Origin of the sequence: Acinetobacter amyesii (assembly GCF_023499985.1) — a bacterium.
In the GTDB taxonomy this organism is placed as follows: domain Bacteria; phylum Pseudomonadota; class Gammaproteobacteria; order Pseudomonadales; family Moraxellaceae; genus Acinetobacter; species Acinetobacter amyesii.
The window spans coordinates 137,804-153,469 of record NZ_JAMCOU010000035.1 but is presented as its reverse complement, the minus strand read 5'-3'; the positions used below and the strand labels follow the sequence as shown (position 1 = coordinate 153,469).

The window sequence follows — 15,666 nt, the reverse complement described above, 5'->3', positions numbered from 1 at the left end:
CGCTCTATATTTACTTCATTCGCATTCGGTTATGCACGGCCTGACTTAAGGTATGACTATCCACATATTCAAGCTCACCACCCTGTGGTACACCCTGTGCAATACGGGTCATTTGTATTGGTAAATGTTTAGTCGCTTCAACCAAATAATGTGCTGTCGCTTGACCTTCAACTGTTGCATTGGTCGCCAAGATCACTTCCTGCACTTTACCATCACTTAGTCGTTGAATTAAATATGGGATACCAATTTCGTCGGGGCCAATACCGTCGAGTGGCGACAAATGCCCACCCAATACATGATATTTCCCTCTAAAACTACCACTTTGCTCGATTGCCATGACATCTGCAGGAGATTCAACCACACAAAGCAGTTGATCATCACGCTCTGAAGAGACGCAAATGTTGCATACTTCATCTTCAGTCAATGAATGGCAAATGGAACATTCATGAATATAGTTGGTTGCTTCAGTCAAGGCATGTGCCAGACCGACAGCGCCTTCCCTGTTTTTCATGATTAAGTGCAGTGCCATACGTTGAGCCGACTTTGGCCCAACGCTTGGTAAAATACGCAATGCCTGTACAAGTTGATCAAAACGATCACTAAACATTTAACGTATTCCTTAGAATAAACCTGAAAGACCTGGTGGAAGACCCATACCAGAGTTTGCAGATTTCAGTTTTTCTTCTGAAATCGCTTCAGCTTGACGTGAAGCATCATTCATTGCTGCTGCAATTAAGTCTTCAATCATATCTGCATCATCTTGAAGTAGTTCAGGATTGATTTCAATACGTTTCACCACATGACGCGCAGTCATAGTAACTTTAACCAGACCACCACCTGCTTCAGCGTGAACTTCAACTTGTGCAAGCTCTTCCTTGGCTTTTTTTATGTTGCTCTCAACTTCTTTTTGCATGCGTTGAGCTTGCTGCATGAGCATATTAATGTTCATAAAAATCTCCGAACAAAACTGATGAATTCACTTTAGATAAGATCTAATCCGCGTGAAAGATCGCGAATAATATCATTAATATCTTCTAAACCAACAGATACGCGAATTAAACCTTCGCTAATCCCTGCTGCTTTTTTTGCTTCTGCAGACATTCTGCCATGAGAAGTCGTTGCAGGATGGGTAATTGTTGATTTTACATCACCCAAGTTACTTGTAATAGAAAGGAACTTGGTATTATCAATCACGGTCCAAGCGCCTTCACGTTCGCCTTTCACAACAAACGACACAACTCCGCCAAAGCCTTTTTGTTGCTTTTTCGCCAACTCATGACCTTCGTGATTTGGAAGTCCCGCATAGTACACTTTTTCAACTTTCGGGTGTGCATCTAACCATTCAGCTAAAGTTTGAGCACTTGCACAGTGGGCTTTCATACGTAAACTTAAAGTTTCTAGGCCTTTCAGGAAGATCCATGCATTGAATGGACTCATCGAGTTACCCAGTGTACGAATAACACCTGTAATCTCTTCCATCAATTTTGCACTACCTACAACAGCACCACCGAGCGCACGACCTTGACCATCAATATATTTTGTTGATGAGTAGATCACGAGGTCCGCACCGAATTTAATCGGTTGCTGTAACACCGGTGTACAGAAAGTATTATCGACTGCAAATAATGCCCCATGCGCATGTGCAATATCGGCAATGGCTTGTAAATCCCCTACTTGAGCCAATGGGTTTGACGGTGTTTCAATAAACAAGAGGCGTGTAGTTGGGCGAATCGCTTGTTTCCAAGCATCTAAATCTTCCAAATCAACAAAAGTAACGTCAACACCAAATTTGATGACATATTTTTCAAATAGAGAAATGATCGAACCAAAGACAGCACGTGAACACACCACATGATCGCCAGCTTTCAAATATGCCAAAGTGATCGCGTGTACGCCCGCCATACCTGAACTTGTCGCAACCGCGGATTCAGCACCATCTAAAACAGCTAAACGTTTTTCGAAAGCTTGTACAGTTGGGTTGGTATAACGTGAATAGGTATTGCCTTCAATTTGACCTGAAAATTTTGCTGCGGCATCTGCTGCACTTTCACAAACAAATGATGAAGTCAGGAAAATTGGCTCGCTATGTTCACCCTCAAAAGTACGAGTATGACCTGTACGAATCGCTAAAGTCTCTAATTGGTATTCGATGTCGTCTTGTTGGCTCATATCTGTATTACTCAGTCGCGAAGAACTGCCTTTGTGAAGAATTGCCAATATTTTGAGCGTCTAAGCTATTTAAGGTCAAGGTAAAATACGAAATTATCGCTTAGACTTCAACCAATCCTACAAGGACTTAGGCAATTGACAGTTATGCATCCTTTCAAACAGAAATTTCTGGCGCAGCAAAAGAAAATTAAACACCTGTCTACACGTGTGTTTAATGCAAAATCGCTGGTCCTTTCTCAATCGACACCCTATGAAGTAATTACTGAATATAAACATGCAAAAGTTCGGTATTACGCTTCGCCTGATCGTAAATACAAAGAACCCTTAGTGTTTGTTGCTCCACTGGCCATCAATATGGCGATTTATGATTTGTATCCATATCGCTCATTGGTGAAACATTTTCAACACAGTGGCTTTGATGTCTATTTGTTGGAATGGGGAAAATTAAACTATCAAGATCGTTTCTTAAATTTTCTATCGTTTATTGATGATGTGATTCCACATTGTATTGATCAAATTTGTGAGCATGCAGATAGTCGATACATCTCGCTACACGGTTGGAGTATGGCTGGAGTCTTTGTCACGCTGTATACCGCATTACATCAACCTGAACATGTTAAAAATCTAATGGTGATGGGCGCACCGATTGATAGCTATGCCTCAGGTCGTATCGGAAAGTTATTTCAAAAAACCAATCGCTTGCTTTCACGTAGTAAGAATTTACAAGATACGGTCTACACTGGGAAAATTCCTAAACATTTTATCCATACACCGGGCGTACTCAATGCGATTGGATTTAAAATCGTTGATCCAATGGGGTGGTTCAAAAGCCAAAAACAATTTTTATCTAACTTAGACAATCTACATGACCTGTATGAACATGCAACCATGGGCGATTTTCTCAATCACATGATTGACTATCCGGGTGGGATTAACCAAGACATGGTGTTCAATGTTTGGCTACAAAATCCACTTAAAAACGGCATTATTCAATTGAAAGATAAAGTTATTAAATTAAAAAATATCCACTGCTCTTTGTTGATTGGCGCGGGTTCTACCGATCAAATCGTTACTGCTGATGCAGCAAGTCCTTTAGGCGAATTGACAAGTAGTCAAGATGTCACGTTTACTCTCATTCCCGGTGGTCACCTCGGCCTAATGTCGAGTCAAAAAAGTGCCAATCAATTTTGGCCAACTTTGACCCAGTGGCTTACACAAAGATCCAGTTTATTGAAATAAAAATTTAGAGGGTAAAGATGATTCAGTCAGTTGCATTTATCGGATTGGGCGCAATGGGTTACCGTATGGCAGCGCACCTACCAAAAAAGTTCGACACGGTTTATGTCTGGAATCGAAACTTTACCAAGGCAGAGCAACATGCTGCTGAATTTGGTACGCAAGCGGTTGCATTAGAACAAGCAGTACAAGCGGACATTATTTTTTCCTGCCTACCCATCAGCCAAGATGTTGAAAATTTAATTGCGAGTGTGACGCTGAAATCAGGCTCGATTTGGGTCGACTGTACCAGCGGTGTGCCAGAATCTGCAAAAAAACTCGCTTCAGCCTTAAAGCAACAAAACGTTTCATTCTTAGACGCCCCTGTGAGTGGACAAACCATTGGCGCTGAAACGGGAACATTAACCGTCATGATTGGTGGTGACGCAGCAGCCTTTGAACGTGCATTACCTGCGATCCAAACATTTGGCAAACTGATTAAACATGTGGGTGAACCGGGTGCGGGTTTTGCCGTTAAAGCTGTAAACAACATGTTAATGGCTGTAAATCTTTGTGCAGTTGCTGAAGGATTCACCACCTTAAAAGCGCATGGCGTGGACTTACATGAAGCACTCGATTGTATTAATGCGTCGAGCGGTAAAAGTAATGTGACTGAAACAGTTTTACCGCAGCGCGTACTGAATCGTAGCTTCCCATTAACCTTTGCACTTCCATTACTTGCAAAAGATACGGGAATTGCTGTTGATCTTGTGCGACAAGCAAAACTTTCAGCTCCTGTGCTCTCTTTGACGCAAAATTTAATCCAAGCAGCAAGCGATCAAGCTGAAGAAAACAGTGATTTTTCAAGCGCTATGATTATGTATGAAAAATGGAGTAAAATTACAATTGAGTAATAACTCGCCATTGAATAACGATAAATAACCATCATATTGTACTCTAGTGTCATAACACACATTGTTACAAATGACAGAGGAAACTCGCATGAACAAATTTACCCTCGCAACTTTGCTAGGTGCTGTAACTTTAATCGGGGCTTCTACTGCTGTTTTAGCATCTGAGCAAGAATGCCAAAAGTTGAAAAATGACCATGACGTGATTTATGCATCGAAAGGTTTTTGCTTTAAAGATCCTGATGCTAAAGCGAAGTTCGGCAATGACAATTGCTACACAACTAAGCCTAAATTTTCAGAAAAAGAGCAACAACGACTTGACGCGATCAAAGATCGTCAGAAAGAATTGAACTGTAAATAATTACGATTCAATTCGCACAAGGAATTTAGCAATGACTTATGATGATCAAAATATTTTTGCTCGGATTTTACGTGGAGAACTTCCTGCGTTTAAAGTCTATGAAGATGATCAAGTACTCGCTTTTATGGATGTCATGCCACAGGCCGAAGGTCATACGCTCGTAATTCCTAAAACCCCTGCTATTACGCTGCTTGATTTAGATCCAGAAGCGGCTGCTTATACCATTCAGGTCGCTCAAAAAGTTGCGAAAGCAATGGAAAAAGCCTTAGACGTGAAAGGTATCGTATTGATGCAGTTGTCTGGCGCTGCTGCGGGTCAAACTGTTCCGCATGTGCATTTCCACCTAATTCCGACTTCAGTGCATGAATTAGGTAAACATGCCGCACAAATGGGCGATATGGAAAAAATTAAAGCCATTGGCGAAAAAATCAAAGCAGCACTTTAAGTTCAATTGAGTTTAAAGTGATGATCAATGGAGCTTCGGCTCCATTTTTTTATGTCTCGAATATTATCCCAAGAACTTTTAACTGCAAAATTTAATCTTCAATATAACTCTAAGTATTTAATAAATATTAAATTTTATAAATATAAAAGCAATTTAAACCAAAAATCACCTTTCACCGTTTTGAAATATTTCCTTAATAGAACTGTCTTATTTGTAATGAATACTTAGCGCCATTAGATAGCGAAATTACTTCTAGCCAAGCTACTGATAAAACATATTGATATGACTGGAAAAGTCTTCTGGAGCTTCAAATGAAAAAAACTCTATGTGCATTAGCAATCGGGGCAACAATTCTTACACCAATGATGGCGTCTGCTGCAGATGTAAAAATTTATGGCCGTGCACATGTCTCTCTTGACTATCTAGATGATGGTAAAGATTACAACGAAGTTGGTCTTTCTTCTAACGCTTCACGCTTAGGCTTCAAAGTAGATCAAAAAATTAATGATGACCTCAACGTATTCGCTCAAATTGAGCAAGAAGTAAACTTTGCAAGCGGTAGCCAAGACAGCAAAGGGGTAGATTTTTCAACACGTGACACATTCGTGGGTTTAAAAAGTTCAACTTATGGTCAAGCACGTGTAGGTCGTTTTGACAGCCCATTTAAAGTCGCACGAAGCCCTGTGAATTTCTTCGGTGACATGGTTGGTGACGTTCGTAACGTAACACGTGTAGGCAACTTAAAATTTGATGAACGTAATGAAAACACCATTGAATATAAATCTCCAAAATTTGGCGGTGGTTTCAATGTATTAGCTGCAATGTCGATGCATTCAGGTACACAAATTGACCGTGATGCAGATGGCGAAGGCAAAGATGATAACAAAGCCTATGACCTTGCTCTAACCTATAAAGAAGGCCCAATTGATTTTGCAGCAGCATACGAAAAATATGATGAAAATGCAGCAAACGCAGCAGGTGGCGCAAGTCGAGATGCATTCCGCATTGCCGGTGCATATAAGTTAACTGAAGAATTTAACTTGGGTGCTCTATACCAAATTGCCAAGCACGACAACGATACATCCAACCCAGATGCTCAAGTTTTTGGTGTAGCTGGCGAATATAAAGTAACGCCTAAAACCTCAGTACGCGGTGAATATTTCTACCGTGACGTAGATGCTGATGATGCTAATGCAAGCTTGATCGGTGTGGGTGTAGAACATAAGTTGGATAGCACTTTACGCGTATACGGCAACCTAGCAACTGTGCTTAACGACAAAAACTCTAAACTCAACCCTTGGAAAGAAGGTCGTAGCTTCGGTAACGGTATCTCAGGGATCGGTGATGAAAATGCAACTGCACTTTCTCTTGGTCTACGTTACGACTTCTAAGCTGCAATATCTCCCCCAAAAGACATACTCCGGTATGTCTTTTTTTACTCAAAAGAAATGTTTCAGGACTAAAATAAGCTAAGTTCATCATGTATCAAATATTTAAAAAGTATTTAAAAAACTTAGTCCAGCCTCTTTAACATTAACCATATAGAGATCGTTTAACAGCACTACATCAATAGCCCTTTTTTTTAGCAAAACTTAAACATAACAAATAAAAATCTTATTCACTCAATAAGTATTCTCATTATTAATAATGTAACTTTTAGTAAATATAGTAAATTAGTCAGAATTTAAAATATAAATATAAGCGTTTTAGTCGGATTTAAGATAATTAAACACAAGTGTTTTAGTCAAGTATTTAAAATAAAAAAATTAGTTTATTTTTTAACTAATAAGTACTATAAGTAATTGTATTTAAATTACTTAATAATATATTTTTATTTTAACTGTTCAACCTATTTGCTTTTTGTATATATTTGTTAATAATATAGTACAAGTTTAAAGAATAGGCTTATCTCCATGAGCTTAAAATTCAAAGATTTAAATCGTCGTGTGGTCAGAGAAATAACCGCAATACTAATAATTAAAGTGATTATTTTAATGATCATTAAGAACATCTGGTTTGACGCCCCTACTATCCCTAAAAACTTTGACAATCAAGTTGCCGAGCATATTGCTGGCAGTCCTTCCCAAATCAAGGAGACACGTTGATGATTTCTGAAAGCGTGGTCGATCTTTCGCGGTTCCAATTTGCAATGACCGCGATGTATCACTTTATTTTTGTTCCACTGACTTTAGGTCTGGCTTTTATTCTTGCCATTATGGAAACCACCTATGTGATTTCTGGCAAAGAAATTTATAAAGACATGACTAAATTCTGGGGAAAACTCTTCGGTATTAACTTCGCATTAGGTGTTACTACTGGTTTGACCATGGAGTTTCAGTTCGGTACTAACTGGGCGTATTACTCACACTACGTCGGTGATATTTTCGGTGCACCATTAGCCATTGAAGGTCTGATGGCATTCTTCCTTGAATCAACATTTATTGGTTTATTCTTTTTCGGCTGGGATCGCCTATCTAAAGTTCAGCATTTGGCAGTCACTTGGTTAGTTGCACTTGGCTCGAACATGTCTGCACTATGGATTTTAGTGGCCAATGGTTGGATGCAAAACCCTGTTGGTTCCGCGTTTAACTATGAAACTATGCGTATGGAAATGGTGGACTTCGGCGCACTGATTTTCAACCCTGTAGCTCAGGTTAAATTCGTACATACCGTATCTGCAGGCTATGTGACTGGTGCTATTTTCGTACTGGCAATTTCAAGTTACTACTTATTGAAAAAACGTGACTTGCCATTTGCTCGTCGTTCATTCGCTATCGCTGCAATCTTTGGTTTAGCGTCTACACTTTCAGTGATCTTACTGGGTGATGAATCTGGTTATGAAATTGGTGACGTACAAAAAACTAAACTTGCTGCGATTGAAGCTGAATGGGACACTCACCCAGCTCCAGCGCCATTTACTTTGTTTGGTATTCCAAATAAAGAAACCATGTCTACTGACTACGCGATCAAAATTCCTTATGTCATGGGGATTATCGCAACACGTTCAACTGATAAAGAAGTAACAGGTATTAAAGATCTGATCGTTCAACACGAAGCACGTATTCGTAACGGTATGGTGGCTTACTCACAGTTAGAACAACTTCGTGCAGGCGATACTTCTCCTGAACTTAAAGCAGCATTTGCTGAGTCTCAAAAAGACTTGGGTTATGGTTTGCTTCTGAAAAAATACACAGACAAAGTTGTCGATGCTTCTGACGAACAAATCAAAGCAGCTGCAAAAGACACTATTCCACATGTTCCAAGCTTGTTCTGGGCATTCCGTGCAATGGTTGCTTCTGGCTTCTTAATGCTCCTTCTGTTCGTACTTGCTACCTTTGCTGTCGGTAAACGTAATGCAGAAAACAAACCTTGGTTATTAAAGTTTGCTTTGTTTGCTCTACCATTACCTTGGATTGCTGCACAAACAGGTTGGTATGTTGCCGAAGTTGGTCGTCAACCATGGACCATTGGTGAAGTTCTACCTACACATCTTTCAGCTTCTAGCTTAAGTACAGGTGATGTATGGGGTTCTATCCTTGCATTAGCAGCGTTCTACACTGTACTGCTGATCATTGAAATGTACTTAATGATTAAATTCTCACGCCTTGGCCCAAGTTCTCTACATACTGGTAAATACCACTTCGAGAAACTTGAAGCTGCAAAAAAGGCAAATGAGGAGGCTCAAGCATGATCGAATATGAATTACTCAAAATCATTTGGTGGGTATTAGTCGGTGTCCTACTGATCGGCTTCGCCCTCACCGATGGCTTCGATATGGGCTCAATGGCGATCATGCCATTCGTAGGTAAAAAAGACGAAGAACGTCGTGCGGCAATCAATACGATTGCCCCACACTGGGACGGTAACCAAGTGTGGTTTATTACTGCCGGTGGTGCGCTGTTTGCAGCATGGCCAATGGTATATGCGACTGCATTCTCAGGCATGTACTGGGCACTGTTACTGGTACTCTTCGCCCTTTTCTTACGTCCAGTCGGTTTTGACTACCGTTCTAAACTCGAAAATACCAAGTGGCGTAATTCTTGGGACTGGGGTTTAGCAATTGGTGGTGCCGTTCCTGCCCTCGTATTTGGTGTTGCGTTTGGTAATATGTTCCTTGGTGTTCCATTCACTATGGACGAAACTGTTCGCTCAACTTATACAGGTAGCTTCTTTGCGCTGCTTAACCCATTCGCTTTAGTTTGCGGTATCGTGAGTTTATCTATGCTTTGCGCACACGGTGGTGCATGGCTCATGCTTCGTACAGACGGCGACCTACGTGCACGCTCAGCAAAAGCGACTCAGCTTATGGGTATCGTATTCTTGGTTTGCTTCTTACTTGCAGGCGCATGGTTATACTTCGGTAATATCCAAGGATACACATTAGCGCAACCGTTTGACACGAATGGCGTTGCAAACCCGTTAGCTAAAGAAGTGATCACCAATGCCAACCCAGGTTGGATGAACAATTACAGTACTTATCCGATTACTATGATTGCGCCAATCATGGCAATTTTAGGCGCTTTGATCATCATCCTTGCCGCAGGTAAAGGCAAAGCTGGTTTCAGCTTCCTTGGTTCAAGCTTGGCAGTCATTGGTGCAATCTTAACCGCTGGTTTTGCATTGTTCCCTTTCCTTATGCCATCGAGCATCAACCCAACTGTAAGCTTGACTATGTGGGATGCGGTATCAAGTAAAAATACCCTGACTGTGATGACAGTTGCCGCGTGTATTTTTGTCCCAATTATCCTGTGCTACACAACTTGGTGTTACTACAAGATGTGGGGCGTGGTCACTAACAAACATATTGAAGAGAATTCACACAGCCTATACTAAGGCTGTGTTTAAGGAGATAAAACAATGTGGTATTTTGCTTGGATTCTCGGTATTTTGATGGCTTGTTTTGCAGGTGTACTTAGTGCGCTTTACATCGAACATCATCAAGATCTAGATGAGGAATAACAAATGACTGATGCTGCTGTAGAAAAATCACTTGTAGAAAAGAAGCCAAATAAATTTGCAATGGTCATTTCCTGCCTGTTAGCTTTTCCTTTGGCAGCCGTGTTACTTGTACATCCTGCTGCCATGCTGGATGACAATGGTGGATATAGCCATCGAGCGCTGATGTTCATCATGATAGGTATTTCAGGTGGTTTTGTGCATGGTGTGGGTTTTACGCCACACCATTGGTTCTGGAAATGGCTTTTTAGCCCCTTCCTCGCTTGGCCACTCATGTTATGGGGCTACTACACATGGTTCCTACATTAATTGATATCTAAATAAAGCCCTCACTTGAGGGCTTTATTATATTTGCGATCAATTTCGGCTTTTTTTTCTGCTGTAATATCGTCTTGCATTTGAAAACAGTTTCTAAATTTTTCATGGATATGATGAATATATTTTTCTTTAGCGGCATGCTTTAGCAAAATTTGAGCTGCCATTATGATAAATCCATTGACTTGCTTCACTATTATTATGCGCTGAGCATCCGCCAACCCAGCTTTTCGCTGAATTAATGAGTTTCGACCAGTACGCACAATCGAATGCAAATGCTTTAACGAATAGAACTTAAACTCTTTAAACATTTCAACAATATGCTTAATTTCTACAACATTTTCTAACTTTGTAATCATTTCAGCTGCGGTAGGAATTTTCACATTCTGAAGTAACTCTTCTTCTCGTTGAATTTCAAATTTCTGAATTTCTATATTAGAGGCGACCATTAGTAACCAATATGCCCTCACCACAGCTTCAAATTGAATTCGAAATAATGCGAGTGCAGATATATCTTGGCATGATTCTAAAAGTTGTAAAATGGCTTCACCATGCTCCATGGATAATTCACAACATTCATAGACCAAATCAAGTCGCTGCACGCCACCAATAAATGCTGAATGATTTAACTCATTATATAGCTCATCCAACATCGATTCAGAATCACGAAAAATATCTATCAACATCAGCTTCCATTTTTTAAATGCCAAAATTTAAAATATAAAAAAAGCCGGATTAATTCCAGCTTTAAAATTTAACGATGCGTATGAATCGACATCACAATCCCCATCCCTGCGAGCATCGCAATTACGGCTGTACCACCATAACTCATCAACGGTAGTGGATCACCTGTTACCGGTAAAATTCCACTGACCATACCCGAGTTTAAAAATACAAAAAAGAAGAAAGTTAATCCTATCGCTCCTGCATAGAGTCGTCCAAAATTATGGAAGCAATTTAGTCCAATAATCAAACAGCGAACAATAATTGCTGTAAACAAACTAAATAAAAGAAATACACCAATAAAGCCAAACTCTTCAGCATAGGTCGACATAATAAAGTCAGTATGATGCTCTGGCAGATAGCCCAAGTGCGACTGCGTCCCTTCGGTATAACCCTTACCCATTAAACCACCTGATCCAATGGCAATTTTAGATTGAATAATGTTCCAACCTGCACCAAGCGCGTCAGATTCAGGGTCAAATAACGTCAGTACACGTTTTTTCTGATATTCCTGTAAAAAAAACATCCAAAGTACAGGTGCTGCAATTGCAAAGGCGGTTAAAGCACCTGCAATTAAACGCCAAGACATACCACTTAAAAATAAAACAAAAATACCCGGAATAATCAAACCGATATTCAAGTCAGGCTGTAAAGCGACCAATGCAAATGGAATCAATAATAAAATTAATGCCCCGACAATTTGTAAAAATTTCGGTGGAAAAGGTTTTCGCGCAAAATACCACGCCATCATGAGTGGCATGGCAAATTTCATAAACTCACTCGGCTGCATACTGCCGATACCCGGCAAGCTAATCCAGCGTTTCGCCCCCATCCTTTTTTCACCAATGACCAGAACCAACAACAGTAAAAATATACCGATGGCATATAAGTACGGACTCATAGATTGGTAAACTTTGGGGGGAATTTGCGCACAGATCAACATCACAATAAAGCCCACACCAAAACTTGTGGCTTGGCGTAGTACCATTCCCGAATCTTCCGCGGTCGCACTATAGACAACCATCAGCCCCAATATTGCATTGAGTACCAAGAAGCAAAGTAACCACGGGTCTAAATGAAGTTTAGCCCATCGAGAAGAATCGTGTTTTATACTGCGGCCATCACGTAATGACTGACGTAAAAAACGATACTGTTGAGAAGGGATCATTGCGAAACAGATCTAAAAAGGATGCGGGAATTATAGATTAAAGCGACAGTAAAAATCACTGTCCCTTAAATATTCCTTGAAATAATCATCTATTCACTTGAGACGCTAAAATTAAACGTGCCAATTCCAAGTCATCCGGATAGGTAATTTTAATATTGTCCGAACGACCCTGCACGACATTGACATGCTCACCGACAAATTCTAAGGCACTTGCTTCATCTGTGATGGTCGCACCAGCGGCAAGCGCTTGTTCAATGGCATTTTTAAGCACACCCAATTTGGCAATTTGTGGTGTCTGCGCTTGCCATAAAGTTGAACGATCTACCGTTGTTGATATAAGTGGTGCCGTTTCAACTCGTTTTAAGGTATCGCGTACGGGAATTGCGAGAATCGCACTTTGCTCAGTTTCTACTGCCGATTGAACTAAATTTTCTAAACTCAACTGCAAGACACATGGTCGTGCTGCATCATGAACAAATACCCAATCATCATCATTGGCAATCTTAGATAGATATTGCAATGCATTGAGTACAGAATGCACACGCTCTGAACCACCTAAACAAAAATGTACTTTCTCTTGATTAGCTAATGCCAAAGTCTGAGCAATATTATCTTGCTCGCCTATAGCCAATACATAGCCTGTTAAAGGTAATTGGTTAAGACGCGCAACTGTGTGTTCAAGCACAGTTAGACCCGCAATGTTTTGATATTGTTTTAGTTCAGTTTTAGAAAATCGACTTCCTGAACCAGCAGCAGGAATAATAGCCCACAATTTAAGGTTCGGGTGGAAGTTCGGCTGGTTCTGACTCATTGGTACGTAGGTCTACTTTTGCGTTTGGATCAATATAAATTGGTTTGTATTGAGTACTAATCGTACTCATCTGTACGAAAGTTTCATGCGGTTTAATTAAACCTAAATCTAAACGAGCATGCTCTTCAATAGCTTCAACGCCATTTTTTAAATCGTATACTTCAGCTGCAAGTACGCGATTTCGTTCTTTTAATTCGTTATTGAGTTCGACTTGTTGTTGTATTTTCTGACTCAGTTGTTGATGTTGATGGTAACCACCTTCACCGAACCAGTATAAATATTGAAACCCTGCGATCAAAAAGATCGCAAGGCCCAACAATGCTTTACTCGCTTTGGAGTCAAATACATTTAACATAGATAGCATGATCTGCTTAGTTCAAACCTTTGAACTCAGCTTTACCGCGATATGCAGCATTAGTCAATTCTTCAATACGAAGTAATTGGTTATATTTCGCTACACGGTCAGAACGGCAAAGTGAACCAGTTTTGATTTGACCCGCTGCTGTACCCACTGCAAGATCCGCAATAGTTGAATCTTCAGTTTCACCAGAACGGTGTGAAATAACAGTAGAGTAACCATTTGCTTTTGCAAGGTAGATTGCATCTAGAGTTTCAGTCAATGTACCGATTTGGTTGTACTTGATCAGAATAGAGTTACCCACTTTTTCGTTGATACCACGTTGAAGAATCTTAGGATTCGTCACGAATAGGTCATCACCAACCAATTGGATTTTGTCGCCAAGGATTGAAGTTAGGTAAGACCAACCTTCCCAATCAGACTCGTCTAAACCATCTTCAATTGAGATGATTGGGTATTGTTTCACAAAACCAGCAAGGTAGTCAGCAAATTGGTTGCTTGTAAATGCTTTATTGCCTTCACCTGCAAGGATGTATTGACCATCTTTGTAGAATTCTGAAGATGCACAGTCAAGCGCAAGCATAATGTCAGAACCTGCTTTGTAGCCAGTTTTTTCAATTGCTTCAAGAATTACTGTGATTGCTTCTTCGTTAGAACGAAGGTTCGGTGCAAAACCACCTTCATCACCAACTGCAGTATTTAGACCTTGTTTCTTTAAAACTGATTTTAAAGAATGGAAAATTTCAGCACCAGCGCGTAAAGCTTCAGAGAATGAAGTGAAGCCAACTGGCTCAATCATAAATTCTTGAATGTCTACGTTGTTGTCTGCATGTGAACCACCATTTAGGATGTTCATCATTGGAACAGGCATAGTCAAAATGCTGTTATTACGAAGGTCTGCGATGTATTGGAAAAGTGGAATTTTCTTTTCATCAGCAGCAGCGCGCGCAGCAGCTAGCGATACCGCTAAAGTTGCATTCGCACCTAATTTTTCTTTGTTTTCAGTACCGTCAAGCGCGATCATTGTGTTGTCAATGTCTTTTTGTTCGAATACTGATTTACCCAACAATGCATCACGAATTACTGTGTTAACGTTGTTAACCGCAGTTTTAACGCCTTTACCTAAGTAACGAGCTTTGTCGCCGTCACGAAGTTCTAAAGCTTCACGAGAACCAGTTGAAGCACCAGATGGTGCACATGCACGGCCTACAACGCCAGAGGCTAAGATTACGTCTGCTTCGATGGTAGGGTTACCACGAGAGTCCAAAATTTCACGTGCACGAATGTCAACGATTTGGCTCATGAACAATTCCTCAGTTGATTAATAAAAATGATGCGTCAAAAGTGACGCATCAATGTGTATCGAATTAGTGTGTCTCTAACTTTGCGAAACCTTTAACTAAGGTATCGAGCTCTTTTAACTGTGCCAAGAAAGGTTCCAACTGTGACATGCGTAGCGCACATGGACCATCACATTTGGCATTTTCTGGATCTGGATGAGCTTCTAAGAACAAACCTGCTAAACCAGTCGCCATACCTGCACGTGCCAGTGTCGTGATTTGCGCACGACGACCACCTGCAGAATCCGCACGACCACCCGGCGTTTGAAGCGCATGCGTAACATCAAAGAACACAGGGACATTCATTTCTTTCATGATGTCAAAGCCCAACATGTCTACAACTAAATTGTTGTAACCAAATGCTGAACCACGTTCACAAAGAATCAGTTTGTCATTTCCTGCTTCCAAACACTTATGCAAAATATGACGCATTTCGTGTGGTGCGAGGAACTGTGCTTTTTTAATGTTGATGATGGCATCAGTTTTCGCCATCGCTTCAACAAGGTCTGTCTGACGGCTTAAAAATGCAGGAAGCTGGATAATATCCGCAACTTCAGCAACAGGCGCAGCTTGATATGGTTCATGTACGTCAGTAATAATCGGCACATTAAAGTGTTTTTTAATGTCAGCTAACCACTCAATTCCTTTTTCCAGGCCTGGGCCACGGAAAGAGTTCAAGCTTGAACGATTGGCTTTATCAAAACTTGCTTTAAACACATAAGGAATATCCAAGCGTTTGCAGATATCCACATAGGTTTCAGCAATTTCAAAAGCAAGGTCTTTTGACTCAAGTACGTTCATGCCGCCGAATAGTACAAATGGCAAATGATTTGCCATTTGTATATCGCCTAAACGTACAATTTCCTGTGGTTTTAATTGTGACATTTAAACTCT

19 protein-coding genes are annotated in these 15,666 nt (G+C 40.5%); 10 read left to right on the top strand and 9 right to left on the bottom strand.

The genetic code is table 11. The features are described 5' to 3' along the window. Positions 1–10: 10 nt before the first annotated feature. From recR to M5F03_RS13410, 3 genes are read right to left on the bottom strand one after another with little or no spacing between them, the layout of a single operon-like run. Positions 11–607, bottom strand: coding sequence for a recombination mediator RecR (recR, locus tag M5F03_RS13420; RefSeq protein WP_078188505.1), 597 nt, complete (start codon positions 605–607; stop codon positions 11–13). Positions 608–619: 12 nt separating this feature from the next. Then, positions 620–949: a YbaB/EbfC family nucleoid-associated protein gene (locus M5F03_RS13415; protein WP_180074039.1), complete on the bottom strand. Its 330-nt coding sequence runs from the start codon at positions 947–949 to the stop codon at positions 620–622. A gap of 32 nt (positions 950–981) precedes the next feature. After that, positions 982–2,169, bottom strand: a complete 1,188-nt coding sequence (locus tag M5F03_RS13410) for an O-succinylhomoserine sulfhydrylase (protein WP_249708584.1) — start codon at positions 2,167–2,169, stop codon at positions 982–984. A gap of 144 nt (positions 2,170–2,313) precedes the next feature. On the opposite strand from M5F03_RS13410, the gene M5F03_RS13405 reads away from it, so the two are divergent. The 10 genes from M5F03_RS13405 (at position 2,314) to M5F03_RS13360 (ending at position 10,366) form a co-directional block, all read left to right on the top strand. Next, positions 2,314–3,408, top strand: a complete 1,095-nt coding sequence (locus tag M5F03_RS13405) for an alpha/beta fold hydrolase (RefSeq protein WP_249708582.1) — start codon at positions 2,314–2,316, stop codon at positions 3,406–3,408. A 17-nt stretch (positions 3,409–3,425) separates the two neighbouring features. Then, positions 3,426–4,298: an NAD(P)-dependent oxidoreductase gene (locus M5F03_RS13400; RefSeq protein WP_249708580.1), complete on the top strand. Its 873-nt coding sequence runs from the start codon at positions 3,426–3,428 to the stop codon at positions 4,296–4,298. 88 nt (positions 4,299–4,386) lie between these two features. Continuing rightward, positions 4,387–4,656, top strand: a complete 270-nt coding sequence (locus M5F03_RS13395; RefSeq protein ID WP_078188510.1) for a YARHG domain-containing protein — start codon at positions 4,387–4,389, stop codon at positions 4,654–4,656. Positions 4,657–4,687: 31 nt separating this feature from the next. Then, entirely contained in the window at positions 4,688–5,101 is a 414-nt protein-coding gene (locus M5F03_RS13390) for an HIT family protein (RefSeq protein ID WP_078188511.1), read from the top strand. Between the two features lie 311 nt (positions 5,102–5,412). Beyond that, positions 5,413–6,492 (top strand): porin, encoded by a 1,080-nt coding sequence (locus tag M5F03_RS13385; RefSeq protein WP_249708578.1) that lies wholly within the window; start codon positions 5,413–5,415, stop codon positions 6,490–6,492. Between the two features lie 522 nt (positions 6,493–7,014). Then, positions 7,015–7,206 (top strand): cytochrome oxidase putative small subunit CydP, encoded by a 192-nt coding sequence (gene cydP / locus M5F03_RS13380; RefSeq protein ID WP_078188513.1) that lies wholly within the window; start codon positions 7,015–7,017, stop codon positions 7,204–7,206. Beyond that, positions 7,206–8,792: a cytochrome ubiquinol oxidase subunit I gene (locus M5F03_RS13375; RefSeq protein ID WP_078188514.1), complete on the top strand. Its 1,587-nt coding sequence runs from the start codon at positions 7,206–7,208 to the stop codon at positions 8,790–8,792. The genes cydP and M5F03_RS13375 overlap by 1 nt, the downstream gene beginning before the upstream one ends. After that, positions 8,789–9,934, top strand: coding sequence for a cytochrome d ubiquinol oxidase subunit II (cydB, locus tag M5F03_RS13370; RefSeq protein ID WP_078188515.1), 1,146 nt, complete (start codon positions 8,789–8,791; stop codon positions 9,932–9,934). Before M5F03_RS13375 ends, cydB begins: the two co-directional genes overlap by 4 nt. Positions 9,935–9,958: 24 nt before the next feature. Then, positions 9,959–10,060, top strand: coding sequence for a cytochrome bd-I oxidase subunit CydX (gene cydX, locus M5F03_RS13365; protein WP_002120988.1), 102 nt, complete (start codon positions 9,959–9,961; stop codon positions 10,058–10,060). Positions 10,061–10,063: 3 nt separating this feature from the next. Then, positions 10,064–10,366 (top strand): cyd operon YbgE family protein, encoded by a 303-nt coding sequence (locus tag M5F03_RS13360; RefSeq protein WP_078188516.1) that lies wholly within the window; start codon positions 10,064–10,066, stop codon positions 10,364–10,366. A gap of 20 nt (positions 10,367–10,386) precedes the next feature. Here the strand turns inward: M5F03_RS13360 and M5F03_RS13355 are convergent, their stop codons facing one another. From M5F03_RS13355 to kdsA, 6 genes are all read right to left on the bottom strand, one after another. Continuing rightward, positions 10,387–11,058: a DUF6988 family protein gene (locus M5F03_RS13355; protein WP_249708576.1), complete on the bottom strand. Its 672-nt coding sequence runs from the start codon at positions 11,056–11,058 to the stop codon at positions 10,387–10,389. Between the two features lie 68 nt (positions 11,059–11,126). Continuing rightward, positions 11,127–12,263 carry a rod shape-determining protein RodA gene (gene rodA, locus M5F03_RS13350; protein WP_078193916.1) on the bottom strand — a complete coding sequence of 379 codons (1,137 nt, stop codon included), beginning with the start codon at positions 12,261–12,263 and terminating at the stop codon, positions 11,127–11,129. A gap of 85 nt (positions 12,264–12,348) precedes the next feature. Continuing rightward, on the bottom strand, positions 12,349–13,074 hold the full coding sequence (gene ispD / locus M5F03_RS13345; protein WP_249708575.1) for a 2-C-methyl-D-erythritol 4-phosphate cytidylyltransferase: 726 nt from the start codon (positions 13,072–13,074) through the stop codon (positions 12,349–12,351). After that, positions 13,037–13,429, bottom strand: a complete 393-nt coding sequence (locus tag M5F03_RS13340) for a septum formation initiator family protein (protein ID WP_078193918.1) — start codon at positions 13,427–13,429, stop codon at positions 13,037–13,039. Before M5F03_RS13340 ends, ispD begins: the two co-directional genes overlap by 38 nt. Before the next feature lie 16 nt (positions 13,430–13,445). Then, positions 13,446–14,735, bottom strand: a complete 1,290-nt coding sequence (gene eno / locus M5F03_RS13335) for a phosphopyruvate hydratase (protein WP_180172113.1) — start codon at positions 14,733–14,735, stop codon at positions 13,446–13,448. A 64-nt stretch (positions 14,736–14,799) separates the two neighbouring features. Further along, positions 14,800–15,657, bottom strand: a complete 858-nt coding sequence (gene kdsA, locus M5F03_RS13330; RefSeq protein WP_249708574.1) for a 3-deoxy-8-phosphooctulonate synthase — start codon at positions 15,655–15,657, stop codon at positions 14,800–14,802. Between the last annotated feature and the right edge of the window lie 9 nt (positions 15,658–15,666).

Excerpts from the sequence above, each read along its gene's own strand:
- recR (WP_078188505.1), bottom strand. The coding sequence starts at position 607 with ATGTTTAGTGATCGTTTTGATCAACTTGTACAGGCATTGCGTATTTTA.
- M5F03_RS13415 (WP_180074039.1), bottom strand. The coding sequence starts at position 949 with ATGAACATTAATATGCTCATGCAGCAAGCTCAACGCATGCAAAAAGAA.
- M5F03_RS13410 (WP_249708584.1), bottom strand. The coding sequence starts at position 2,169 with ATGAGCCAACAAGACGACATCGAATACCAATTAGAGACTTTAGCGATT.
- M5F03_RS13405 (WP_249708582.1), top strand. The coding sequence starts at position 2,314 with ATGCATCCTTTCAAACAGAAATTTCTGGCGCAGCAAAAGAAAATTAAA.
- M5F03_RS13400 (WP_249708580.1), top strand. The coding sequence starts at position 3,426 with ATGATTCAGTCAGTTGCATTTATCGGATTGGGCGCAATGGGTTACCGT.
- M5F03_RS13395 (WP_078188510.1), top strand. The coding sequence starts at position 4,387 with ATGAACAAATTTACCCTCGCAACTTTGCTAGGTGCTGTAACTTTAATC.
- M5F03_RS13390 (WP_078188511.1), top strand. The coding sequence starts at position 4,688 with ATGACTTATGATGATCAAAATATTTTTGCTCGGATTTTACGTGGAGAA.
- M5F03_RS13385 (WP_249708578.1), top strand. The coding sequence starts at position 5,413 with ATGAAAAAAACTCTATGTGCATTAGCAATCGGGGCAACAATTCTTACA.
- cydP (WP_078188513.1), top strand. The coding sequence starts at position 7,015 with ATGAGCTTAAAATTCAAAGATTTAAATCGTCGTGTGGTCAGAGAAATA.
- M5F03_RS13375 (WP_078188514.1), top strand. The coding sequence starts at position 7,206 with ATGATTTCTGAAAGCGTGGTCGATCTTTCGCGGTTCCAATTTGCAATG.
- cydB (WP_078188515.1), top strand. The coding sequence starts at position 8,789 with ATGATCGAATATGAATTACTCAAAATCATTTGGTGGGTATTAGTCGGT.
- cydX (WP_002120988.1), top strand. The coding sequence starts at position 9,959 with ATGTGGTATTTTGCTTGGATTCTCGGTATTTTGATGGCTTGTTTTGCA.
- M5F03_RS13360 (WP_078188516.1), top strand. The coding sequence starts at position 10,064 with ATGACTGATGCTGCTGTAGAAAAATCACTTGTAGAAAAGAAGCCAAAT.
- M5F03_RS13355 (WP_249708576.1), bottom strand. The coding sequence starts at position 11,058 with ATGTTGATAGATATTTTTCGTGATTCTGAATCGATGTTGGATGAGCTA.
- rodA (WP_078193916.1), bottom strand. The coding sequence starts at position 12,263 with ATGATCCCTTCTCAACAGTATCGTTTTTTACGTCAGTCATTACGTGAT.
- ispD (WP_249708575.1), bottom strand. The coding sequence starts at position 13,074 with ATGAGTCAGAACCAGCCGAACTTCCACCCGAACCTTAAATTGTGGGCT.
- M5F03_RS13340 (WP_078193918.1), bottom strand. The coding sequence starts at position 13,429 with ATGTTAAATGTATTTGACTCCAAAGCGAGTAAAGCATTGTTGGGCCTT.
- eno (WP_180172113.1), bottom strand. The coding sequence starts at position 14,735 with ATGAGCCAAATCGTTGACATTCGTGCACGTGAAATTTTGGACTCTCGT.
- kdsA (WP_249708574.1), bottom strand. The coding sequence starts at position 15,657 with ATGTCACAATTAAAACCACAGGAAATTGTACGTTTAGGCGATATACAA.